Origin of the sequence: Cohnella sp. GCM10020058, from assembly GCF_042683485.1 — a bacterium.
Lineage (GTDB): Bacteria > Bacillota > Bacilli > Paenibacillales > Paenibacillaceae > Cohnella.
The window spans coordinates 197,681-221,087 of sequence record NZ_JBHUJV010000010.1 but is presented as its reverse complement, the minus strand read 5'-3'; the positions used below and the strand labels follow the sequence as shown (position 1 = coordinate 221,087).

Genomic DNA, 23,407 nt, shown 5'->3' with positions numbered 1-23,407 from the left:
ACACATGACACATGACACTCTCGCAGGAAGCACTCGGTCGGTGCCGAACACCGCATGGTGCGAAGTGCATTCCTAGAGCAGCACTTCGCAGGTGCTGCGCCTCCAATCGTGCGATGTGCTTTCATACGAAAGCACTCGGCTGGTGCCGGACGCCGCATAGTGCGAAGTGCTTTCCTAGAGCAGCACTTCGCAGGTGCTGTGCCTCCGATCGTGCGATGTGCTTTCATAGGAAAGCACTCGGCCGGTGCCGGACGCCGCACGGTGCGAAGTGCTTTCCTAGAGCAGCACTTCGCAGGTGCTGCGCCTCCAATCGTGCGATGTGCTTTCATAGGGAAGCACTCGGCTGGTGCCGGACACCGCATGGTGCGAAGTGCATTCCTAGAGCAGCACTTCGCAGGTGCTGCGCCTCCAATCTTGCGATGTGCTTTCATAGGAAAGCACTCGGCTGGTGCCGGACACCGCATAGTGCGAAGTGCTTTCCTAGAGCAGCACTCGGCCGATGTCTGGCACCTAAAGCGTAGAAGAAGCCTTCCCGGTCCATGAGCGGACCGGTGAGGCTTCTTTTGATAGATTCGGCTGACGTCACCGCGGCGTCAGTTGCCGAACACCTGAATTTCGTTGACGCGCGCGTAGCTGCTGGCGGCATCGCCGAGCGTCGCGTATACCCGGATCTTCGATCCGGTGACAGGCGTAAAAATATGCGTGCGATGCGCCTGCGTATTACCCGTCACTGCAGGGACACAATCGACCCAGGACGTGCCGTTCCATACCTGCAGCTGGTAGTTCCGCAGCTCGTACCCGCTCGTCGTGAACAGCTCCGCCCGGCCGAAGGTCCGATTCGCGCCGAAGTCGATTTGCACCCACTGCGGCATCACCGGCGAAGCGCTGGCCCAGCCGTTAAAGTCGGTGGTGGCCATCCCGTCGTTCACCTTGGCTGCCGAATAGCCGTTGGCGGTATCCGTCGACGACGCGGAAGCGGTGCCGCCGTAGGCCAGGTTGACCTGGTACAGCAGCGTAACGGGACCGTAGGCGCGGTTGCCCGAAATCCCGGTATTCCAGCCGGATCCGTTGTTGTAGACCGAGCCGCCAACCGTTCCGAAGCCAAGCGTGATCGTCGTATTGTCGCTGTACCACTGATCGCCGCCGTTGTCCTCGGTCGTCACGAGCAGGTAGGCGGTGCCCGGCAGAAGCGAGACGCTTTCCGCCAGCTTGCAATATTGATAACCGAGCGCATCCGGCGTTCCCGCGGACGTCCGGACGCTGCAGGCTCCGAGCATCGCCTTGTCGCTGTCGCGATACAGCTTGAGCGTATGCGACTTTTCATTGCCTGCAGTGAATCGCCTTCCCAGCCCGTTCACGCTGACAACGCCGGCGCCGGTCGTGAACTTGAAGCCGACTTCGCCGTTGGAATCGTTGCGCAGCGTGCCCAGCGTCTGCGACGTGACAAGGCCTGTCCCGGCCGGGGAAGGCAAGGCGGACGGCGCCGTCGGCACATAGGTTGTCGGCACGGTATTCACCGTATTCGCCGCAAAGAAAAATCCGCCGTAGGTTCCGCCGTACGTGCTGCGGCCGCGGCTGTTGTTGAACACGTTGTTCGTTACGATCCCGGTGCCGCCGGCAAACTGGATCCCTTCGCTGCTGTTCCCCGGATTCGTGCCGTAATGGCTGACGACGTTGTTTTCGATGACCGAATCGACGTCCGGCAGACTCGAATTGTTGAAGTGGAAAATGCCCGCTCCGGCCGTATCGTGAATATTCATCCCGCGCAGCGAAATGTTCTTGCCGACGCCTTCGAAGTCGAAGCCGACGCCGTCATAATTTTGATCGGGGTGTCTGACTACGTTCGCGATCTCGCCCCCGATCACTTCGACGTTCTTGGAATAGGCGACCACGATGCCGGCCGAGCCGAACGGATTGGAGACGGCGCCGATGTTTTTCGCCGTTAGGTTGGTGAGCGTACCGCCATCCACGAATATAACGTTGAAGCCCCACATGCCGCCTCCGTCGATCGTCAGATTGTCCATGACGACGCGCTTCGTCCATAAATGCTCGTTCGGATTAAAGCCGGAGACGGGCGCCCCGAACCAGGTGGCGGTATCGCAATTGTAGAACGCCACGTTCTTGATCGTTAAATTCGTAAGCGCGGTCAGTCTGCCCGGCGCATTCACCTTGTCGGTATAAGCGGGCGACACGGTGTCGGCCATCGTCTTGACGCTGATGCCGGCGGACGTATGGTTGTAAACGGCGGGCGCGCTGTTGTACGCGGCCGTCATATCTCGGATCGTCATATTCTCGATCCAGATATAATCCCGGTTGTACGCATGATCGTACTGGAGCCGTATGCCTTCCCAAGCGTTCTTCAGCTCCAGGCCCGTAATCTTCCACCCCGCATAACCGTCGATTAGCACGGCGACGGCATCCGTCGTGCCGGGCGCAATGACGGGCTTCGCGCCCGTGCCGTAGGCCGACAATACGATGGGGTTGGCCGCCGTTCCGCTGCCCTTGAGCGTCAGCGTCTGTCCGGTCCAGGTCGCGCCGCTCTTCAGCAGCACCTGATCTCCCGCCGCGAACGTCCGAGCGTTGACCGGAGTAAAGTCGCACCAGGGCGCCGTCGTCGACGTGCCTGCCGACGCGTTGCTGCAGCCGGCGCCGCTCTGGTTGTTCACGTAGTAGACCGCGGCATCCGCCTGATCCGCATGGGCTGCAAGCCCGAACGCGATGACGCCCGCCATGCCGATGATCCATGCAGCCAACCGGGATATTCTCTTCATTTGTTTTCCTCCTGTCTAATTTTGGTTGCGCTTACAATTTGCATTGCGGCTATCCGCCCGACAAGGAAACCTTCGTACAGCCTTAGTATCAGGCAGCCTTGACGAAGACGTATAGCGTCAAAATCTTGATATTGGCGCTATTTTTTGTTGTTGCATTCGTTTCCGCCCCGGACGATGTAAAATGGATGCAAAGGCCATCAAGGAGACGATCCCATGGAACAAAAGAAAGAGGCGCGGCAAGGCATCGGGTTCCGGGAACTGGCGCCCTATGTACGCCTCGTTCAACATATCAACGGCGACGATCGCTACCGGCTCCCTCCGCGCATCATCTACGATTACGAGTTCAAGTTCGTGCTCGAAGGCCGCTGCGATTATGTAATCGACAACGTCCAATACGCCATCGGTCCGGGCGATATGGTCATCCTGCAGCCCATGGTGCGGCATTCCTGCGCGGTCCCGCCGAACGGTACCTTTCGCTATTTCGCCGCGCACTTCGACTTGATCTACATGGGAGACGCCTACAACTTCTCGGTCGACGACGTCTATCTGAGCCAGGATTACCAGCACTCGCCGTTCATTCCGGACGACCCGGAACTGACGGAGCGGCCCGTCGTCTATCTGTCCGATATCAATTTTCCGCGCGTCGTCTCCACCTCAAACCCCGGCGCATATGAAGCGCTGCTTCGTTCCATGCATACGACGTTCGAGAGCGGCGAATACGGCAAGGAGCTGCGCCTGCGCGGCGATCTGCTTCATCTATTCGCCCTTCTCGTCCGGGAGTTGTCGACGCCTGCCGGGATCAGCATTCGCCACCCGCAGAGCGAACGGATCGGACAAGCCGTTCAGTGGATGCGCGAGCATTTCCGTTCCCAGCTTCAGCTCGGCGATATCGCGGCATCCGTGCATCTGTCGCCAAGCCGGTTCCGCGCCTTGTTCAAGGAAGCGACCGGCCAATCTCCGATGGAGATGCTCGTCTCGCTGCGCATGGACAAGGCCAAGGAGCTGCTGCTTCATTCTTCCCTTACGGTCGGCCAGATCGCCGATGAAGTCGGTTATCCGGACCTTCATTATTTTAGCCGGCTGTTCAAGCGCTGCGAAGGCTTGTCGCCGATGCAATACGCGCAGTCGCTGCGTCCCAGGTTCAGTTGAATCGTCCAACAACCCCGTCGTTTTATCCAAATACGCGCACCTTCCGTTTTCGTAAACTGGAGTCAGCAACATCACATTTCGAGGAACGAAGGTGCTTATATGACCGACAAGCGCAAACCGGAAGTCGCCGTCTATTATTTTCCTAACTATCATGTCGATCCTCGCAACGAAGCGACGCATGGCGCGGGCTGGAACGAATGGGAGCTTGTGCGCCGCGCGACGCCGCGCTTCCCCGGGCACGAGCAGCCCAAGGTGCCGCTGTGGGGCTATCTGGACGAATCCAAGCCCGAGACCGCGGAGAAACAGATTGCCGCGGCGGCCGATCACGGGATCGACGCCTTTATTTACGACTGGTACTGGTACGAAGACGGAGCCTTCCTGAATAAAGCGCTCGAGGACGGCTTCATGCAAGCATCCAACAATGACCGGTTGAAATTTTCCCTGATGTGGGCAAATCACGACTGGATCAACATTTTTCCGTACAAGCGCGGAATGGACCATACCCTGCTTCACAGCGGACAAGTGTCGCTGCAAGCGTTCGAAGCGGCCTGCGACTACATGATCGAAAAGTACTTCGGCCATCCGTCGTATTGGCGCGTGGAAGGCGGCTTGTACTTCTCCGTGTATGAATTGATGAGCCTGATTCAAAGCTTGGGAGGGATCGAACAGACGAAAACGGCGCTCGAAGGATTCCGTGCCAAGGTGCGGAACGCGGGACTCGGCGAGCTGCATCTGAACGCCGTCGTCTGGGGCATTCAAAATTTGCCGGGAGAACGCACGCTCGAGAATCCGGGAGAACGCGTGCAGGAGCTCGGCTTCGACAGCGTCACTTCGTACGTCTGGATTCACCATATCGCGCTGGATTCGTACCCCACCGTCGAATATCCGGCATACGCCAAGAAGTCGGAAGCGGATTGGGGCAAGTTCCGCGAGCAGTTCGGCGATTACGGCATCCCCTACTACCCTAACGTGTCCATGGGCTGGGATTCGAGCCCGCGTACGGTGCAATCCGACGTTCACGCCAATATCGGCTATCCGTTCACGCCGGTTCTTGTCGGCAATACGCCCGAAGCGTTCCGCGAGTCGCTCGCGGCCGCGAAGGCATTCATAGAAGCTTCAAGCGATACGGTCGCTCCCATCCTGACCATCAACTCCTGGAACGAATGGACAGAAGGCAGCTATATCGAGCCGGACACCGTGAATGGCATGGGTTATCTGGAAGCGATTCAAGCGGTATACGGCAAAAAATAAAGCGATCGGCAAACAAAGAAGACCAGCAAGCGCAGCGTTGAATTCGTGCGCTTCCGGTCTTCTTTTTTGCGTACATGTACCGTTATACAATAGTCAATTATACAGCTGGAACTCCTGAATGCGGGCATAGCCATCGTATCCGCTCTGGGTGCCTTCGGTAATCACGAGTCTAAAATATCTGGCCGTCACGGCCGGGATCGTACGGTCGGTCATGGCGCTCGCATTGCCGCTGACGCTGTCGATGTCGGTCCAGGTCGTCCCGTCCGCGCTCGCCTGGAGCTTGTATGCCCGTGCGTTGTATATATCATAGCTCGGCGAGACGGCACCAGGATGCGCTTGACGGTAACAGGAGCGAACAAATCCGCCTGGAGCCAATAATCGTTGTTCGGCGTCTTCGCGATCGCGACCCATTTCGAATTCACGTCTCCGTCCAACGCCTTCTGCGGGGTCTCGCTCGCCAGGTTGTAGGCATTGGCGGAAGCCCACCGATTAAGGCTGATGTTCGTGCTGCCGTAAACTTCGAAATCGTAGATGCGCGCATAGCCGTCCGACCCAATCTGCGTACCTTGGGTAATATACAGACGCACGTACCTGGCGTCCGCAGAGATCGAGCGATCGGTCACGCCGGCCGTATTTCCAGTAATGCTCTCCAGATCCGTCCAGGTCACGCCGTCCACGCTCTTCTGCAGCTTGAAGTCGCGCGTGTTGAATGCAGGACTCTCCCCATTGTAAGACGCATGCTTCACCACCCAGCGGGTCAGGCTCTGCACCGAGCCGAGATCGACGGCCAGCCAATGGGTTGTGCCGGTCGTGGACACCCATTTGGACGTGCGCATGCCGTCGACCGCGCGTTCGGGTCCGTTGCTTCCCGCGGAAGCGCTGGCCGTAGCCGCACGCCCCTGCGTGATCGGGATGGCGGCATAAACGCCTTCGTCCTTGTCATAGACGTTCACCGTTCCGCCCAGCTGCTGGACGGTCGTCGTCGTATCTCCCCAGAGCAGCGAATCGTAAATGTTCATCGTGCCCGTAAAGCCCGCGCCGGTCTTCGTATAAGGCTGTCCCGGCATTACCCCTGCCTGTAGTCCGACCATGTGGATGCTGTCGCCCTTTTCAATCAGCACGTTGGGACCGGACGACGTATCGACGGAAGGCAGGAACAGCGTCAGATTCTGCGGCCCCGTCCCGCCCGATTGCGCTGCGGTATGGAGGCCCGTTTTCACGGCAAACGAATCTGCGGCGAACGAAGCGACATTCGTACTGTTGCCGAACACGAAGGCGTCCGTATGAGCGAGCGTATAATTTTTAGCCGCTTCGAAGCCGTAGGTGTGCGGACTGTTGGCATGCTTCGACTGGAAGAAGGTCCCATAGGTGACGACGACTTGTTCGACCCAGCCTCCGTTCGTATTCGCGCCCACGTTGACCGCCACGTTGGCGGCATTGATCCACGTTCCGGACACGACGAACCGGTCCGCCGCCGTCGTCCCGTAATCGATGCCGTTGTAGCCGTTCTCGATCTCTACGTATTTGACCCATGTATCCGTTCCGGCGGCGCGTACGGTATACGGATACTTCTTGACCGGATAGAGGGACCGGATGTCGGCCGGGACGCCCGGATCCGCGCCGTCGGCGAAGCCTTGCTCCGGATAGTACACGCTGAAGCCCTTGATTCCGGCGCCCTGGCTGAGCGTCAGAAATGCCGTCGCGGAATCCGGCACCGCCGTATCTTTGCCGCTGTAGGCAAGCAGGACGGTCGTATCCAAATTGTTGTGGGCATGGACGTAGCCGTGGCTGCCCGTCAGCTCGACGCCCGTCGGCACCTGCAGCGTTCCGGACACCTTATACGAGCCCGGCGGCAGGAACACCGTACCGCCTCCCGCATTCCCCGCTGCCGTCAAAGCGCTCTGGATCGCCGGACCGTCGTCCGCGACGCCATTCCCCTTGGCATTGTAAGGCGCATCTTTCACATTGACCAGATTGCTTTCATTCGCCGGTTTGCGCACGGGCGCAAAGGCATAGAACAACGGACGCGCCTGCCATACCTTGTCCGTGTTGATGAACTCCCCGACCTCCGCCCGTACATAATCCGTTCGGACATTCGCGTTGATCTTGGCCATCGCGCCGTAAGCGCCGTTGGAGGCAGGCGGTCCCTGCTCGATCAAGATGCCGTTGTTGGCCTCGTTGATACTGATGCCGTACATCGTCAAGCCATCGTTTTTCCACAGCTTGATGCCGTACAAATAGCTTTTCGTATATGCGGCAATCTGCGCCCGCTGGGCGGCATTCGGCTTGCCCGTCACCGCGGAAGGCGCATTCGCCCAGATCGTGCCGCCCATGAACAGATTGGTCAGATAGGAGTATTCGTAATTGCCGTCCAGCGTAATGCCCTGGAACAGGAAGGTTCCGTAGATGTCCTGAATGTTAACCGCGCTGCCCTTGTCGAAATAAATGCCCTGGAACGAATTGTAGAACGTGAGCCTGTAGGCATTGACCGAGGAGGCCTCGGAAAAGACGGTATACGGGTAGCTCGTCGGCGCGAATCCGCCTGCCGAATAAGCGCCTTGGTTCGGATACCAGAAGCTTAGGTCGCGGACGGTCGCGTTCGCGCCCGAGAGCGTTACGGCGCTTTTTGTAGTGGAATAAACCGCGAGAATCGTGCCGTTTTGCGGCGTCTCCTGCAGCGGATTGCCCCAATTGCCGCGAAGCACGACGTTGGCGGGAACGGTCAGGCCCGAATCCAGGCGATACGTTCCGCTCGGCAAATACACGACGCCTCCGCCCATTTGACGCGCCAGATCCAAGGCCGACTGTATGGCGCCCGTCGCATCCGATACGCCCGTCGTATCCGCCGTCACGACGACATTCGCAATGAACGTCTCGCTATTGTCGATCAGGCCCGTGATTCGCTGGGGCGCCGGAAAACTCGGAGCTGACGTGCGCTTGTCGAAGCGAATCCAGTCTACGTAAGTGCCCGGGTCCGGTCCGCTGTACTCCGTCGTCAGCACGTGGGTACCGGCCTCGAGATAGACCGGCATGGGCAGCGTATACGTCTGGAGCGCGGTCGAGTCGATTTTGTTCGTCGCGCCTTTTTGCACGTTATCGATCAAGGTAGAAATGCTGCCTTTTTGTCCCGACGTCCCGGCCTTCGCCCTGTAAACGATGTCGTACCAGCCCGCGTCGGACGCGCCGACCGTGAACGTATATTTCAAATACTCGCTAATATAGCCGGCGGTCGACGAACCCGCCGCCTGATCGTTCGAGCTCACGACATAACGATTCGATCCATCGGAATACAGGTCGACGTTCGCGACGTCTCTGTAAGCGGTTTCGCGAATGACCTGAGAAGAAGCTTGCGCGAAGTATGCGTCACGGATGCTTCCGGAATTAAAATCCTCAGCCTGAATGGTTCCCGGCACGGTATGCGTGCCAAAGGGCACGCCGTCGGAGGCGGCGGCTTGCCGGCCCGGCACGACTAGCATGACATACACGATCGTCAGGATAAAAAGACCTGCGCTGCGAACCATCCATTTCATCATCATTTCCCCTTGTTTAGAAATTTGGCTTAAAGCGGTCTAAGGCAGGGAGAGAAGATTGACGTCTTCTCCCCCGCATTTCCGATTACTTCGCCGCCTGCGTCGACGGCGTCCACGCCAGCATGATGCAGGATAACGGTTCGATCGTTCCCCGGTACGTGCCTCCTTCGGCATGCGCGGCGAGCTCTAGCCCCCCGCCCTCCGGCTGCTTATAGGCCAGCACAGCGCCGGCCACTCCGTCTTGCGGCCGATGCCAGTCATAAGATTGGGGCTCCGTCGTGTAATTCACCAGAAACTGCGCGACCTTGCCGTCCGCCGACTGCCATTTGGTGGTCAAAATCGAAGGCTGCTTGAGCACGCTGCCGTCCCGCATGTGAATCGATTGCGCGGACACGCCAGTCAACCGTTCCGGCGCGAGCATCCTGCCCGTCACGAGATACGGCTTGCCGGCACCGTTGCGCCAGGCGTTAAGATTGCGGATCAGGGTACCGATCGCCTGCTGATCGGGCGCCGGGTAATCCCATTCCGTCCCCCAATCCCAGTTAATCGCCCCTCCGCGTCCCAGTACAACAGTGAGCATGTCTCCAGCCGCAAAGGAATAAGCGGTCCGCCAGAGCAGATTGTCCGGCGACTTAAGCAGGTCGATGCTCTGACCGCTGGAGTTCTGGTTGCCCATGAAGTTGTTGATATATTCATGGTACACATATTGATAGACCGGTACCGGCTCGCCCGTGAACAAGCCAATGTTGAAGCGCAGGTCGTTAAAAGGAAGCTCGCTCAGGAAGGGCTCCGCTGCAGCCGCCTCGCAGCCGAGCACGATGTCTTTGCCCATCGCCTTCCACTCCTGCCGAATCTTGCGGAACAACGTCTTCATCGCTTCCGTCTGCCAGCGCCCGGGCCCCGGCGGATGGTCATGATCCTTGCTGTAGCACAGGTACGACAGGCCACCCAGGTTCTGGTCGAAATATTGCATGTAATCGCAGCCGCTGTTCGCGACGCCTCTGATCTCCTCGAGCACCGTCTCTGTCACGAACGGCTGCGACGGACACATATCGTACCCCCAGCGCTGCGCGCCGTTGCAGATCAGGGAGTACGGCAGCTCGCCCTCCGGCGACACGCACATGACCTTCTCTAGCTCCAGACGTTCGAAGTCCGATTCCCGGTTGTAATCGGGATCGAGCAGGCTCATCTGCGTCCAGGCGATGCCGCTCGCGTACAAGCCGAGCAGGTGGCCGCGCTCATGCAGCTCGTCGGCGAACTGCCGCATGCCTTCTTCTCCCCCGTAAGGGGGCCAGATGTAAGGCGGTGCCCAAGGCGCGGACCCTTCCCAGTGCATGAGCAGCGCCATCACTTTGCTGCCGAACTGCTCGGACAGGCGCTCCAGATGCGGGATCGCGTTTACGTAAGGAAAATATTCGTTGGGGTCCATGTTGCCCGTATCCTTGACGCCCCGCACGGGATACGTCACGACGACGGGCGATTCCTGGTACCAGGCCGGGAGCTCCGGATTGTCCGCGATGCGCGGCGGCGTGCTTCCCTGCTCAAACCAATGTCGGTATAGCTCGGCAGCCTGATGCCAATCGCCGTGGAAGACGCCCAGCACCATATTAAAGTCCATTCGACAGGAACCTTGACCGGCCCCCTCGACGAAAAGGCGATACTGGAGCCTCACGCCCCCGTCGAACGGAAGAAATTCGATCGATTTGACATGGTGCTGCGCATCGTGCGCACCGACGTAAAGGCCGCAGTCGTCATCGTAATAAGCCATGAACTGGGTCGGCGCGGGGCCGGGATAGGTTCCGTCCCAGCCTTTGCTGGGATAGCCGGTTTCCTGGTATTTCAGCCATGTCTTCTCCCGCCTGTCAATGTCCTCGATCAGCACGCCCTCATGGGCCGGCCACAGGATCCGTGCCGTCCCCCCTGTGGCGACGAGATCGTTCGGCACGACGACGTCCGGGAAGTCGACCCACTCCACCAGGTATGCCGTGCGGTTGTCGAAGGAAATGCGCCAGTCGGTGAGGTTGGAATCGTGCGGCATATCAATCTCAACAACGGCATCCAGATCCAGGTTTTGCAGCTTCGTATATTTAAATCGGAGCTGCGTGCCGCCGTCCGCCGCTTCCGAGGCCTGCTCCAGCGAGACGGACGCCGCTTGCAGCGCCGTGACGTCCAGCGCTTGTCCGGCGTCATCCCGCAGCCGGAGCGTAAAGATCGGCCTGACCGCGCTCCCGCCATGAATCATGTTTTTCCCGGATCGCTTATCCGTAAATGCCATCAAAGATCCGTTCGCCGAATCCAGTTCGATCGTATAGGCCGAGCGCTCGATGATCATCGTTTCATTCTCCTTAGCTTGTCGTCAGCTTATCGTCTGTCCCAGCATGCCGTACGCTTGTTTCAACCCTTGACCGCACCGGCCGTCAGACCTTTTAGAAACTTATCCTGCACGAAGAAAAACAATAGAATCAGCGGAATCGTAGCAATGACGCTCAAGGCGAAAATCGGCCCCCAATCGGTCGTCCGCTCCTGCTTGAACTGATAAATGAGCGTCATCAGCGTTTGTTTGCCGGGGCTGTACAAGTAAATGAGCGGTCCGAAAAAATCGTTCCAGATCGTAAAGACGTTCGTCACGATGACGGTGCCGGTAGCAGGCAGCAGGAGCGGGAAAATAATCGTGAAAAACGTGCGCGTCTTCCCGCAGCCCTCCATGGCGGAGGCCTCTTCCATCTCGGAAGGAATGCCTTTGACGAAGCCCGTGTAGATGATCGTGGCAAACGGGATCGCGCCGGCCGTATACAGCAAAATCATAAGCGTGCGCGTATTGATTAAGGAGATTGCGGTCGCGAGCTTAAAAATCGGGATGATCGTCGATTGCAGCGGAATGATCATGCCCGAGATCAGAATAAAGAACACGATCTGGAACAATCCCCTGCCGGAACGCCCGATCGCATACCCCGCCATGGAAGTGAAAAGCACGACGAGCCCCAGGCTCAATGAAGTGATGACGACGGTATTGAACAACGACTGCGCAAACCGGCCCTCGCCCAAGATTGCCCCGTAATGCGCGAATTCCCAGCTTGAAGGGAAATGGAGCGCGTCGAAAACTTCGCTTGAAGGCTTGAAGCTGGCAAGAAGCACATTCAAGAAAGGGACCAGAAAAAGACAAGCCGCGATCAGCATAACCAGCTCTGCGATACCGAGGCTTAGCCGAATCTTTTTCACATCTCCACCTCTCTTCTGCGCGTGATGCTCAGCTGCAAGAAGGTAATCACGGCGATCAATACCATGAACAGCATCCCCGCCGCAGTCGCATAACCGTAGGATTCATGGACGAAGGCATACTTGTAGATCAAAAGACCGAGCGTCGTCGTCGCCGTGCCCGGACCGCCGTTGGTCAGGACGAACGGCACATCGAACAGCTTAAGGCTGCCCGCGATGCTGAGAAACGTATTGATCGTAATAAACGGCATGATCAGCGGAATGGTGATGTGATAGATTCGTTGCAGGCCCGTGGCCCCGTCGATCTGCGCGGATTCCTGAAGCTCCCTGGGCACGGATTGCAGCCCGGCCAGGTAAATGACCGCTCCGAAGCCGGTCCCTTGCCACAGCAGGATCAGGATCACGGCCGGCAGCGCGTAATCCATAGTCCCGAGCCAGTCCTGAATTCCGTTTTCGAATCCGAAAAGCGTCAGGATCGCGTTGAGCAGGCCGTCGTATTGCAGGATAAAGCCCCAGCTGATCGAGATGACCATCAGACTCATGAGCGCGGGAAGAAAGAAAAGCGTCCTCAGCAGCCCGCGGCTCCGCAAGGGCAGATTGAGCAGCAGTGCCAGCATCAGGGATAACGGATTGCCGATCAGCACCATGACGGCGAGGACGTAAAGCGTATTTTTAGCGGCCTGCACAATCGCTTTGTCGTGGAACAGCGCCCGGTAATTGGCCAGACCCACATAGTCGGGGGATTGCAAGCCGTCCCAATTCGTGAACGAATAAAGCAGGCTGCTGAGAAAGGGATACAGCGTAAAAATGCCGTACAGCAGCAAGGCGGGCAGTACGAAGAAAACCTTTAACCGGTAAAAGCTTCTGCTCGATCTCATGCGGGATCACTCACCTGACTGATCCTGGAGAAGGGCGGATGATGTGCCGCCCTTACCGAGGATGAATAGGAATGGCTGGTTCGCTTCGAATTGTCTTCTGATTGCGCTTAGAAATTGACTTTCGATTTATCCTTTTCGTATAGCTTGGCCAGCTCCGCAGCCGTATCGCCCACGCCGCCGCCGGCCAGAATCTTGGTCAGGGCCGTGTTCAGGGCATCCTGGACGGAAGGCGGGAAGTAATCGCCGGGATTGCGATGCCCCGGGTGTGCCTGCAGCGCCGTCTGGATCTCGGACATCGCCGGATTGGCGAATACGGGATTCACGTCGTTAAACGCGCTCAGCGCATTGTCTTTGCCGTAAAGTTCAAGCATATCGGGTTCCAGCATGAGCTGCACCAGCGCGATGGCCTCTTCCGGATGCTCGGTTGCGGCATTGATGGACAGGCCCTTGTCCGTGCCCGCGGACATGACGGTGTTGCCGTCCTTGGCCGGAATGATGAAGAATCCGAGCGGGAAGTTTTGCGTTTTGCCGTCGATGACGCCGGGCGTCCAGCTGCCCATCATGTGCATCGCCGCTTTGCCGTCGATAAAGTCCTGCAGCGCCTGGTCGTTGCCGATGCTTAGGCTGTTTTTGTTGAAGTAGCCCTTGTCGGCCAGCTCCGCGAATTGCGCCAGTGCCCCCGTTACTTCGGGGCCGTTCACGCTGGCTTTGCCGTCGTATACGTCGCGTTCGAAATTGGGATTGGCTCCGAAATAAGTGCTGATTGCAATCGGAATATAAGCGGCTTGCAGCGTCCAGATATCTTTGAAGCCCTCGACAATCGGCGTAATCTTCTGCGCTTTAAGCTTCTCGCTCAGCGAAATAAATTCATCCCATGTGGTCGGCGGGGCAAGCATCTGTTTCTCAAAAATCTTTTTATTGTAGAAAACGCCGAAGGTGTTTACCTCGAGGAAGGCGCCGTATGTTTTCCCTTCGAACTGCGCGGCCGTCTTGGCGGAATCGTTCATCCGCGATATCCAAGGCTGGCTAGACAGGTCCATCAAATAGCCCGCCTTGGCGTAGGCGGTCATATTCATATTGAACAGCACGTCGTCCGCTTCCCCCGCGGCGAGCCGCGTATTCATCAGCTCATTGTATTTGTCTCCGGGGTGCTGATTGAACTCCACCGTTCCGTTCGGGTATTTTTCCTTGAAGCGTTTGGCCACTTCTTCGTAATAGCCGTTTTTGTTATCCGCCCAATAAGAGACCTTTAGGGTAAAGGGCTCCGAGCCGGATGCGCCGGTTGCCGCCGCCGAACCCGATGCCGGCGTCGTTGCGGCCGGAGCGCTGCTTGTCGGCGATCCGGCAGTCTCGTTCTTGCCGTTCGAATTCCCGCAGGCGGATGCGACGAGGGTCGTGGCGAGGAACAACGTGGTGAGCTGCAGTTTCTTCAATGATCTTACCTCCCCTTTTCATTGAAACAGATTACACAAATATGTAACTAGTTACATCCGTATGATAAATTCATTTTCTCGCGATGTCAACGCTTTCTTTTTAGCTTAAAAAGAATCGGAGCAACATCACTGCTGCTCCGATTTAACCGTGCTTTGCCGCACGGCAAGCCTGGATCCGAATATCTCATGCCTGCCCGGGCCCGAGTAACTCTCGTTCATGCGCGACAGCAGAAACTCGGCCAGCTTTTTGCCGATCTCGTACTTGGGCTGTACGACCGAGGTCAGGCGGGGGCGGATCAACGAGCACCAGATGATATCGTCAAAGCCTGCGACGGCTATTTCGTCCGGAACGGAAACCTTATGGTCTTCGAGCGCCATCATGGCGCCGATCGCCATCACGTCGTTCATCGCAAAAACGGCGGTCGGCCGCGGATTCATCTGCAGGATTTTCAGCATCGCTTCGTAGCCGGAATGCTGGCGGAAGTCACCTTTAACGACTAGTGCGGGATTTAGCGAGACATGATTGTCGATATGCGCTTCTCTGTAGCCTCTATAACGTTCCTCGGAAATCGTGCTGTCCGTGCCGGCGATGAGCGCAATGGAGGAATGCCCCATCTTGAGCAAATGCTCGGTCGCGAGATATGCACCTCTGACATTGTCGAACCCCACGCGGTCAATCTCGAATTTGCTGTCCACGTAGCCGTTTAACACGACATGCACGTTATTTTTCAAGGCCGGCTCGATGATCGCATCCATGTCGCCGAATTGCGTAAAGTCGCGCGAGCACAGGATGATGCCGTCCACCCGGTTGCTGAGGAATCTCCGCACCATATTCGACATTTCCTCGTCGTCTTCCCCGGATTCCGCGTACATGAGAATGTAGCCTTTCTCCTTGAGGTAATCGTTGATCCCCTTGGATTGCTCGAGAAATACGGGATTATTGATATCGGGCACGAGCAGCCCGATCAGCTTGGTGCTGGACGTGGTAAGGCTCTGCGCCGCCTGATTCGGGGTGTAATGAAGAATATTGATGGCTTCCTGTACTTTTAGACGGGTCTTCTCGCTCACATATCCCCGTTCGTTGATGACGCGGGATACCGTAGCGACGGACACGCCAGCTATCTCCGCGACCTGATAAATACTCGACATTTAATTGCCCCTTAAACAAAAAATGTGTAACATGTTACATAAAAAATGTAACACGGTTTTCGGGGGGTGTCAAACCGTTACATCACTCCCGCCAAGTCATCCGTATGGAAGTCCCCTCCGCCCGGGTATCCAATTCGATGGTGGCGCCCAATGCCTCCGCCAGCCCTTTGCTCACGGCCATCCCAAGGCCCGTCCCCTCCGTGCGGCTCTCGGAGTCCGTGCCCCGATAATAACGCTCAAACAGCCTGCGCTGCGTCTGTTCGTCCATGCCTTCCCCATCATCGGAAAAGGTAATGGTCGTACCGTCGGCCTTGCTCGCTTCCAACGTAATGGTCAAGGTGGTGCCGACACCGTTGTGCAGCAGCGCATTGGCAACAAGATTGTCGACGATCCGCTGCAGCCATGGCTTGTAGATCGATAAGTAAACGGGCTTGCCCGGCACAAACCGGATGACGCCCTGGCTGTATACCGGATTTTGGGCGGCCTCGCGCAGGATCTCCTCCAGGAAAGCATTCATCTCCACCATCTCCTGCGAAGGCGGCTTCTGCCCGCTGCGCAATAGATACGTTAAAGTGAGATCGTTAATCAGGGCGTCCATATGCGAGGATTTATCCAAAATCACGCGGGCAAAAGCACGGACTTCATCTGTGGACCATTCGTAATCCTCGGTTTCGAGCATATGGGCATAACCTTTAATGGAGGAGAGCGGCGTCTTCAGGTCATGCGATACGCCCGCGATCCATTCGTCCCGTACCTGCTCCGTCTCTATCTGCAGCCGTTCATTCCGATGAAGCGTACCGGATAACGACTCGAGCGAATGAATGACATCGCCGTACACTTTGTATTTGCCTTTGGTCTTCCCGTGACGCTGCTTGCTCTTCGGTATGCCGTGCGTATCCGTCGGCTCTACGTATTGCCCTTTATCCAGCAGACGCAGCCAGTTCAAGACATGCACGACCGGAGCGCCCATCCGATGTCCGAACAGATAGGACAGGAGCAGCAGCAGCAGCATCGCTCCCGCCACCAGCACCCCGATCCCTTTTGCAAGCAGGAAAGCTGCCGGCACCAATACCGGCTTCTCCCCAGGCTCGTAACCGGGCAGCGCAATGCTTAGCATCCATGTCCGCTGCGTCAGCGGATCGTATTTCGTTACGATCTTCGAGCCGTACCGCTCCGGATAGCTGGCTCTAAGCACCATTTCCGTCGCGGAGATTCGATCGATCGCTCCATTTGGGGGCTTATTGGCGGCGGCGACTTCCTCCCCGTCGGCATTCAACAGCTGCAGCCATGCGCCTCTCAGCTCAAGCTGCTGCATCAGCTCTGCGGGCAAAGCAAATTTGCCCTCGCGAACTGGACCAGCTGCTATCAGCGACGCAAGAAATTCTTCATCCTTTGTGCTCATGCCGTACAACAGCGTGTGGGTAACGCCGTTCTTTTCCCCGACCCAGATGGATAACCGATAAGGAAAAGGCAGCTCGCCCGTCCAATACGCGGTCAGTTCGCCCGGATTATACGCTTGCGGCACATCCGGCGGCGTAAAGAAGGCGTCCGTTACCTTGCCGTTCTCATCGATGCGTTGGAGCCAGCCCCCCGTACGTTCGATCATACCGATCAGCTCGGGATCGAATCGCCAGTTATCGCCTTCGGCGCGAACCGTATCGACAAGCCTCGATAGCCCGATGCTTCGAAAATCTTGCTGTTCTTGCATGCTGGCCAGGTCCTTAACAATCCACACGAAAACGATGCCCGCAAGCGTAAGCAGCAAAACGCCGAAGCATGCGAGCCATCCGATTAACCTTAAGCTAAGCCGCCATTTTACGTTCATAGCGTCGTCCCGGAATCTGCCACCATTTTATAACCAAGCCCTCTTACGTTGACCAAATACTGCGGCTGCGCCGGGTTAGGCTCGATCCGCTCGCGGATCCGATGGATATGGACCATCACGGTGTTATCGTCGTTCACGCTATGTTCGCCCCACACCCGCTCGTAAAGCTCGCTTTTCGTAAAAACGCGATTGGGATGCTTGCATAAGAACAGCAGGAGTTGAAAAACGAGCGAGGGACATACGACGGGTTCCCCGTTCACCCGAAGCTCCGCAGCCTGCTCGTTAATCTGGAACCGGCCATAGTCAAGCACCTTCCCGCCCTTCTCGAGCTGCGCTTCTGGTTTGGAAGGGGCCTTGCGCGACCGGCGCAACAGGGACTTAATCCTCGCCACGATTTCCAGCGGGTTGAAGGGCTTGGTCACGTAATCGTCGCCCCCCACGGCAAAGCCCGACAGCTTATCGAAGTCCGTCGTTCTTGCGCTGAGAAATAAAATGGGGGCATCGGTCGTTTGCCGAATCAGCGGGCATACTTCTATACCGCTCATGCGCGGCAAAGTAACATCGAGAAGCAGCAAGTCATACTGCTTTTCTCTGCATAAGGCAAGCGCCAATTCAGCTGTCGCGGCTTTATCAATGTGCCGAAAACCTTCCTTGCGCAGTACGGTTTCCAGCAATTGAAGAATGGCCTGTTCGTCATCGACCAAAAGAATGGCACTGTCGTTCACCGGTACATCTCTCCCAGATAAAGCGTTGTACGGCTATTTTAACATTGACGATCGATGAATATATTTTCCGTCATCAAAATTAAGATACACGTAAGAATGTGTTTCCTTTCTTGTAAGACAAGTCTCGTATATTTAAGAAAAGAGAAACGCAAGCGGAGGAGGGAGCCCACTTGTTCAAATATCAACCCGAAGAAATCGGGCAAGCATTGCTCGATAAAGATTATGAAGGTGTGTATGGGCAATTATCCGGCGATTTCAAACAACAATTCACGTTGGACACCTTTCGCGACACCGGGAACGAGCTTCTGAAGGATGTGACGGCTTGGTCGGCGATGCCAACGCTGTATTTAAATGAACTTCGGTACACTGCTTGGATCGATCAGTCCGGCAGCGTCGGCTTGAGGTTAGGCACCCTGCCCGATGATGAGATCGTTGCGCTCCAAGTCGTTCGGCTGGAGAACTTCCCTGCCCAGGATGCCGTCAAAACGAAGCATGAATACGCGCTGCCGTTGAAAAGCGAATGGTTCGTATTCTGGGGCGGAGAAAATGCGCTGTCGAATTACCACTACGATTATGAAATGCAGCGTTACGCTTACGATCTCATTCAAGTGAGGGATGGCTGCTCCTACAACGGGGACCCGGCCAAAAACGAAAGCTATTATGCATTCGGTCAAGAAATCGTTGCCCCGCGAGACGGCACCGTTGTAGAGGCCGTAAGCGACATCGAGGATAACGAACCGGTCGGCACGATGAATGCCGATCAACCGATCGGTAATGTCGTTGTCCTGGACCACGGCGCCGGGGAATACAGTTTTCTGGCCCATTTGAAAAAGGGATCCGTCGCAGTCGGCGTCGGCGACGCCGTGAAGAAAGGCGAATTGCTCGGCCTTTGCGGTAATTCCGGCAATTCCAGCGAAGCCCACCTGCACTTCCAAGTGTCCGATAGCCCGGACCTATTTAAAGGAAAGTCTATTCGGATCGCTTGGGAGAACGACCTGAACCCGCAGCAAGGAGATACGCTAAACAGCAGAATCGGGGAAAACAAATGAAAAAATGGCGTAAGCGGTTATTGAAAATTTTTGTTGTCGTCGTTTTGTTTATTGTCGTGATCGTGGGAGCCGGCGCGATCTATGAACAAGCGAGCGTCCGGAAAGATTTAAAAACGTATACCCCAAGCGGCCGGCTATACGAAGTTCATGGGGAAAAAATGCATGTGTATGCAGGCGGCCAAGGGGAGGTAACGGTTGTTCTGGCTTCCGGTTGGGGCACCGCCAATCCGTACGTCGATTTTTACCCGCTATATGAAAAGCTGGCGCCGCATGTCAAATTCGCAGTATACGACCGGTTCGGGTACGGATACAGCGATACGACGAAGAAAAAGCGCGACATCGATACGATAGCTGGCGAAATACACGAAGCGCTGCAGGCATCCGGGCAAAAACCGCCTTACGTGCTGGCCGCCCATTCGCTTGGCTCTCTGGAAACGCTCCGGTTTGCGCAGAAATACCCGGACGAAGTAAAGGGCATCGTGATGCTCGATGCGGGCAGCCCGGAATTTTACTACAACGATACCTTCGATTCCGCAAGCGGCTTTTTGAATAAGCTGCTCATCAAAACCGGCGTCATCCGGCTGCTCTTTCACTCGGACAGCGTGATTGAAAGCTCGCGCGCAAGCCGCAACGGCTTGAAGTTCGTGCCGGACGAGCTGAAGCAGGCCGATCTGACCGCCGCCTTGCTTAAGCTTCAGAATGCGAATATGGACGACGAGCTGCGTCAAGCCCGAAGCAATGCAAAGATTGTACTGGATGATAAGAAGCCATTCGACTTCCCGCTCACGGTGCTGACGTCCGATTATTCAGGCGTTACCGATGACGTATGGGCGCGATACGAAAAGGAGTTTACCTCCTGGTCCTCGCAGTCGAAGCAAGTCGTGATCAAGGATTCCGAGCATTATATTCATCAATACCGCCCTGATCTCGTTGCAGATGAAATACTGGCCGTGGCTAAGCGGTAAGCTTTTTCTATCGATCTTGGATTTGAGCGAAGACGGCGTGCCATCGCTGCCGGTGATCCGGCTCCAGCAGGATCGGCCGAAATCCCAGCTTCGTGTAAATCCGAATGGCCGCCAGCCGGAAATCGTCCGTCTCCAGCATCGCTTTCGTCTTCCCTTCTTCCCGCATGCGGTGGAGGGCGGCCAACGTAATCATATATCCGATTCCCTTCCCGGAATGGCCCGGCAGCGCCCCGACCATATGAAGATACCCGCAATCGGCTCCGCAGCCCTCTTTCTCCCATGCCACGGCGGTCGCAACTGCCAGGCCTTGATGACGGATGAACAGAATTTTGTCGGGGTGAAAGGGGGCCTCGAAACCGATCTTGTCGCCAAAGGCGATCTCCCTGGCGAACGAAATCCGAATAATCGACTCCCACTCCGTGACGTCGATCGACTCGAACGACTTGAGGCTGTATCCCTCCGGAAGCGCGAGCGGCGGTAGATCGGCAAGCGTATCCAAGGTCATGACGAGCTTCGACGGTTTTGGATTCATTCGGCAGGCACGCTTTCCGTTCGATAGTCGGGCACGCGAATCGGCGTCCCGTCCGCCTTGACGGAGGCCATGGAGAGGTAAAATACGGAGCTCCAAGCGACCGCATCGTATACGTTGACCTGCGGAGGGCGGTTTTCTTGAATGGAGGAAATGAATTCCTCCAGCACGAGAAAGTCGCCGCCTCCATGCTTGGTGCCGGCAGCCAGGTGCCCCCACTTCCGCCACTTGGGGTGTTCGTACTCGGCACCGTATCGGGTTAAGGCTTCCCACCTCTCCGATCCGTCCTCCAGGTTCGCCGGGGACCGATCCTTCAGCCATACGAGATCGTCCTCTTGCGGATGACGGCCCGATAAATAAGCGCCCTTCGTTCCCTGCAGCATGTAGTGGGTCTTGTTATGCGGCCGAACGGAGGTCCAGTCCACGCGAAGCGTGATCAAGACGCCCTTCTCCGTCTTCAGCGTCGCGACGGCCGAGTCCCCCTGGCCCCAGTAGCCTTCGCCGGCAGCGGGGTGATCTTTGCCGTAATGTTCGGCAAAGTATTCCCGGAGCGCTCTCGACTCGGACACCTGGGCGGAGATTGACCGAAGCTTGTCTCCCCCCGGTTGGTTGAGCCCGATCCATCTCGCGACCGGACCGATGGAATGCGTCGGATAATTGACCCCGTTATAGTTTTTGTGAAGCTCCCCCCGCCAGGTCAGGGAGCCGTCCGGGTAATGAATCAGATGGCGCAGGTCGTGGATGTATCCTCCCTCCACATGGGTAATCTCGCCGAACAAGCCTTGCCTGGCCATCTGTTCGACCATCAGGTTAGAGCGGGAGAAGCAGTAGTTCTCGGACATCATGTATTTGAGTCCTGTTCGCTCCACCGTCTCGACCAGTTCCCTTGCTTCTTCGTCAGACTGCACTGCGATAACTTCGCTTAGCACGTGCTTGCCTGCGTTTAATGCCTCGATCGCATGGCGCGCGTGCAAGTGCATGGGACTGATGACGAACACAGCATCGATCGACGGATCCTCCAGCATGCGAGAATAATCGTGATACGTGCGAATGCCCGGGAAAATCTCCTTCCAGCGATTCAATACGAGTTCGTTCAAATCGCAGGCGGCGGTCAGGTCGATCCGATCCGCAAGGGCATGCAGCGCATTCATGAAGCTCGCACCCCGGTTCCCGCCGACGATAGCCAGCTTGACCCGCTTAACGGTCATGGCGCCTTGCCTCCTTCTCCCGCTCCGCCAAAGGCAGCGTGCGGCGGCCATCCTCTCCATCGCCTTCCGCATCAAGCCGAGGATCGTAATCGTACATCGCCGGGACGAACCGCTCCAGTCGTTCCCGATCGAATGCCGTGCGCAGCGGGATGTTCTCGATCGTGACCCGGTCCCCTTGCAGTTCAAGCAAAATCGCCGACGGAACGTCCGTCACCGACGCGGTCTGAATGAAATGCCAGCGGCCGTTTTGGACCGTCGACCGGACATGGTTGTGGCCGTTCACATAAAATCCGGGTCCTTGATGGGCGGCCAAAATAGACAGGAGATCGATGGGCGGCTCCACGCTGAACATCGGCTCCGTCGACCGGGCGGTCGTGCCGTACACAGGGTGATGGGCAATCACGATCATGGGCTTGGAGCCGCTTCGGGACGTCAGCCCGCTTAGCCAATCCAGTTGCTCGTCATCCAGCGTGCCTCCCCAATTGTCCTGAACGATCCGGGCCGTATCCAGCAGCACCAGCGTCGCTTCCTCGAGATCGATCGCCAGATACCGCGGCTGGCCGGTCAGGCGCTCGATATCGGACTTGGACAGATTGTACGTGTCATGGTTGCCCAGGACGAACATAAACCGGCCTTCCGGCAGCGCGCTGCGGACGCGACTTAAAATAAATTCGAATTCGGAAGGCAATCCGGCATGCGTCAGATCCCCTACCGAAATATAGTAGTCCGCCTCAACAGACAGAAATTGCTGAAGGTAACCCTCGTAAAAAGCGTCTCTGGCCGTTTCGAGCCCCTCGTCCGAATTCACCAATTCCGCGGTATAATGCAAATCACCCATAATGAGTATTTTCATAATAAATATCGCTCCTTAGCCCTTCAAGCCAGAATGGATAAAGCTGCCGATGAACTGTCTCTGAAACAACAAAAAGCCGATGAGCAGAGGCGCCGCTACGATTAAGACGGCCGTACTGACGTCCGTCCACTGAACGCCGGCCTCGGAGGACTTCGCAAACATGGCAAGGCCAACGGTCAGCATGCGATTCTCGGGCGAATTGGTCACGATGAGCGGCCACAGAAAATCGTTCCAGTGATAGCTGATGGAGACGATGGCAAACGAGAGATAGATCGGCCTGGTCAGCGGAACGTAAATCCGGAGCAAAATGCCAATCGTGGAGCTCCCCTCCATCCGCGCGGCTTCTTCCAGCTCATAAGGGAATTGCTTGAACGCTTGCCGCAGCAGGAAGATGCCGAAGGAAGTGGCGAAGTAAGGGAGCATGATGCCCAGCTTCGTGTCTAGCAATCCGAGCGCGTTAATCGTCCGGTAGTTGGAAAAGATCAGCACGTCGGGGGGCACCATGATCTGCACGAGAAAGAGCATGAACACCGCCTGGCGACCGAAGAACGGAATGCGGGCAAACGCATAGGCGGCCAGCGTCAGCGTGACCAGCTGTACCGCGAAGATCACCGCCGTTACCAGCAGCGTATTGCCGTAATAGATGCCGAACGGAGCCGCCTTCCAGACGCGCCCGAAGTTGCTCCATGTGAATGTCCAGGAACCGCCGGCGCCCGAGAACATGGCCTGGGACGAGAAGGCATTGCCGATCACCCAGACAAGCGGAATCAGCCACGCGCCGACAAACGCCAGCATGATTGCATAACCAAGCGCCTTGCCCAGCGCGCTGAATAGAGCGGCGGCCATCCGGCCTTGCTCCTGAACGCCGCTAGTCCG

The 23,407-nt window shown here is 57.0% G+C and carries 18 protein-coding genes; 4 read left to right on the top strand and 14 right to left on the bottom strand.

Features of this window, described 5'->3' with window-relative positions; all coding sequences use genetic code 11:
- Positions 1 to 593 precede the first annotated feature (593 nt).
- On the bottom strand, positions 594 to 2,771 hold the full coding sequence (locus ACFSR7_RS20820) for a discoidin domain-containing protein (RefSeq protein WP_378164932.1): 2,178 nt from the start codon (positions 2,769 to 2,771) through the stop codon (positions 594 to 596).
- Positions 2,772 to 2,984: 213 nt separating this feature from the next.
- On the opposite strand from ACFSR7_RS20820, the gene ACFSR7_RS20815 reads away from it, so the two are divergent.
- Both ACFSR7_RS20815 and ACFSR7_RS20810 read left to right on the top strand, forming a co-directional pair.
- The gene (locus tag ACFSR7_RS20815; RefSeq protein WP_378164930.1) at positions 2,985 to 3,920 is read left to right on the top strand and encodes a helix-turn-helix domain-containing protein; all 936 of its coding nucleotides are present in this window, start codon (positions 2,985 to 2,987) and stop codon (positions 3,918 to 3,920) included.
- 99 nt (positions 3,921 to 4,019) lie between these two features.
- On the top strand, positions 4,020 to 5,171 hold the full coding sequence (locus ACFSR7_RS20810; protein ID WP_378164928.1) for a glycosyltransferase WbsX family protein: 1,152 nt from the start codon (positions 4,020 to 4,022) through the stop codon (positions 5,169 to 5,171).
- A 93-nt stretch (positions 5,172 to 5,264) separates the two neighbouring features.
- Here ACFSR7_RS20810 and ACFSR7_RS20805 read toward each other — a convergent pair whose 3' ends face one another.
- From ACFSR7_RS20805 to ACFSR7_RS20765, 9 genes are all read right to left on the bottom strand, one after another.
- Entirely contained in the window at positions 5,265 to 5,414 is a 150-nt protein-coding gene (locus ACFSR7_RS20805) for a hypothetical protein (RefSeq protein WP_378164975.1), read from the bottom strand.
- Positions 5,381 to 8,701, bottom strand: coding sequence for a discoidin domain-containing protein (locus ACFSR7_RS20800; protein ID WP_378164926.1), 3,321 nt, complete (start codon positions 8,699 to 8,701; stop codon positions 5,381 to 5,383). The genes ACFSR7_RS20805 and ACFSR7_RS20800 overlap by 34 nt, the downstream gene beginning before the upstream one ends.
- An 85-nt stretch (positions 8,702 to 8,786) precedes the next feature.
- Complete coding sequence (locus ACFSR7_RS20795) at positions 8,787 to 11,033, bottom strand: DUF6259 domain-containing protein (RefSeq protein WP_378164924.1); 2,247 nt, start codon at positions 11,031 to 11,033, stop codon at positions 8,787 to 8,789.
- 62 nt (positions 11,034 to 11,095) lie between these two features.
- Positions 11,096 to 11,920, bottom strand: coding sequence for a carbohydrate ABC transporter permease (locus ACFSR7_RS20790; RefSeq protein ID WP_378164922.1), 825 nt, complete (start codon positions 11,918 to 11,920; stop codon positions 11,096 to 11,098).
- Positions 11,917 to 12,795, bottom strand: a complete 879-nt coding sequence (locus ACFSR7_RS20785; protein ID WP_378164920.1) for a carbohydrate ABC transporter permease — start codon at positions 12,793 to 12,795, stop codon at positions 11,917 to 11,919. The genes ACFSR7_RS20790 and ACFSR7_RS20785 overlap by 4 nt, the downstream gene beginning before the upstream one ends.
- Positions 12,796 to 12,902: 107 nt before the next feature.
- The gene (locus ACFSR7_RS20780) at positions 12,903 to 14,228 is read right to left on the bottom strand and encodes an ABC transporter substrate-binding protein (protein ID WP_378164918.1); all 1,326 of its coding nucleotides are present in this window, start codon (positions 14,226 to 14,228) and stop codon (positions 12,903 to 12,905) included.
- 126 nt (positions 14,229 to 14,354) lie between these two features.
- Complete coding sequence (locus ACFSR7_RS20775) at positions 14,355 to 15,377, bottom strand: LacI family DNA-binding transcriptional regulator (RefSeq protein ID WP_378164916.1); 1,023 nt, start codon at positions 15,375 to 15,377, stop codon at positions 14,355 to 14,357.
- A gap of 82 nt (positions 15,378 to 15,459) precedes the next feature.
- Positions 15,460 to 17,202: a sensor histidine kinase gene (locus tag ACFSR7_RS20770; RefSeq protein ID WP_378164914.1), complete on the bottom strand. Its 1,743-nt coding sequence runs from the start codon at positions 17,200 to 17,202 to the stop codon at positions 15,460 to 15,462.
- Complete coding sequence (locus ACFSR7_RS20765; RefSeq protein ID WP_378164912.1) at positions 17,199 to 17,927, bottom strand: response regulator transcription factor; 729 nt, start codon at positions 17,925 to 17,927, stop codon at positions 17,199 to 17,201. The genes ACFSR7_RS20770 and ACFSR7_RS20765 overlap by 4 nt, the downstream gene beginning before the upstream one ends.
- 170 nt (positions 17,928 to 18,097) lie before the next feature.
- Between ACFSR7_RS20765 and ACFSR7_RS20760 the strand changes: the two genes are divergently transcribed.
- Positions 18,098 to 18,976, top strand: a complete 879-nt coding sequence (locus ACFSR7_RS20760; protein ID WP_378164910.1) for a M23 family metallopeptidase — start codon at positions 18,098 to 18,100, stop codon at positions 18,974 to 18,976.
- Positions 18,973 to 19,941: an alpha/beta fold hydrolase gene (locus ACFSR7_RS20755; protein WP_378164908.1), complete on the top strand. Its 969-nt coding sequence runs from the start codon at positions 18,973 to 18,975 to the stop codon at positions 19,939 to 19,941. The genes ACFSR7_RS20760 and ACFSR7_RS20755 overlap by 4 nt, the downstream gene beginning before the upstream one ends.
- A 7-nt stretch (positions 19,942 to 19,948) precedes the next feature.
- On the opposite strand, the gene ACFSR7_RS20750 is transcribed toward ACFSR7_RS20755, so the two are convergent.
- Genes ACFSR7_RS20750 through ACFSR7_RS20735 form a run of 4 tightly spaced genes read right to left on the bottom strand, consistent with a single transcriptional unit; the run spans position 19,949 to position 23,326 of the window.
- Entirely contained in the window at positions 19,949 to 20,473 is a 525-nt protein-coding gene (locus tag ACFSR7_RS20750) for a GNAT family N-acetyltransferase (protein WP_378164906.1), read from the bottom strand.
- A complete protein-coding gene (locus tag ACFSR7_RS20745; protein ID WP_378164904.1) occupies positions 20,470 to 21,678 on the bottom strand; it encodes a Gfo/Idh/MocA family oxidoreductase in 1,209 nt (402 codons plus the stop codon). Before ACFSR7_RS20745 ends, ACFSR7_RS20750 begins: the two co-directional genes overlap by 4 nt.
- A complete protein-coding gene (locus ACFSR7_RS20740; protein WP_378164902.1) occupies positions 21,668 to 22,531 on the bottom strand; it encodes a metallophosphoesterase family protein in 864 nt (287 codons plus the stop codon). Before ACFSR7_RS20740 ends, ACFSR7_RS20745 begins: the two co-directional genes overlap by 11 nt.
- A 15-nt stretch (positions 22,532 to 22,546) precedes the next feature.
- On the bottom strand, positions 22,547 to 23,326 hold the full coding sequence (locus ACFSR7_RS20735; RefSeq protein ID WP_378164973.1) for a carbohydrate ABC transporter permease: 780 nt from the start codon (positions 23,324 to 23,326) through the stop codon (positions 22,547 to 22,549).
- Between the last annotated feature and the right edge of the window lie 81 nt (positions 23,327 to 23,407).

Bases quoted from the DNA above. Each gene is read 5' to 3' on its own strand.
- ACFSR7_RS20820 (WP_378164932.1), bottom strand. From the start codon at position 2,771: ATGAAGAGAATATCCCGGTTGGCTGCATGGATCATCGGCATGGCGGGC.
- ACFSR7_RS20815 (WP_378164930.1), top strand. From the start codon at position 2,985: ATGGAACAAAAGAAAGAGGCGCGGCAAGGCATCGGGTTCCGGGAACTG.
- ACFSR7_RS20810 (WP_378164928.1), top strand. From the start codon at position 4,020: ATGACCGACAAGCGCAAACCGGAAGTCGCCGTCTATTATTTTCCTAAC.
- ACFSR7_RS20800 (WP_378164926.1), bottom strand. From the start codon at position 8,701: ATGAAATGGATGGTTCGCAGCGCAGGTCTTTTTATCCTGACGATCGTG.
- ACFSR7_RS20795 (WP_378164924.1), bottom strand. From the start codon at position 11,033: ATGATCATCGAGCGCTCGGCCTATACGATCGAACTGGATTCGGCGAAC.
- ACFSR7_RS20785 (WP_378164920.1), bottom strand. From the start codon at position 12,795: ATGAGATCGAGCAGAAGCTTTTACCGGTTAAAGGTTTTCTTCGTACTG.
- ACFSR7_RS20775 (WP_378164916.1), bottom strand. From the start codon at position 15,377: ATGTCGAGTATTTATCAGGTCGCGGAGATAGCTGGCGTGTCCGTCGCT.
- ACFSR7_RS20770 (WP_378164914.1), bottom strand. From the start codon at position 17,202: ATGAACGTAAAATGGCGGCTTAGCTTAAGGTTAATCGGATGGCTCGCA.
- ACFSR7_RS20755 (WP_378164908.1), top strand. From the start codon at position 18,973: ATGAAAAAATGGCGTAAGCGGTTATTGAAAATTTTTGTTGTCGTCGTT.
- ACFSR7_RS20750 (WP_378164906.1), bottom strand. From the start codon at position 20,473: ATGAATCCAAAACCGTCGAAGCTCGTCATGACCTTGGATACGCTTGCC.
- ACFSR7_RS20745 (WP_378164904.1), bottom strand. From the start codon at position 21,678: ATGACCGTTAAGCGGGTCAAGCTGGCTATCGTCGGCGGGAACCGGGGT.
- ACFSR7_RS20740 (WP_378164902.1), bottom strand. From the start codon at position 22,531: ATGAAAATACTCATTATGGGTGATTTGCATTATACCGCGGAATTGGTG.
- ACFSR7_RS20735 (WP_378164973.1), bottom strand. From the start codon at position 23,326: ATGCTGGCGTTTGTCGGCGCGTGGCTGATTCCGCTTGTCTGGGTGATC.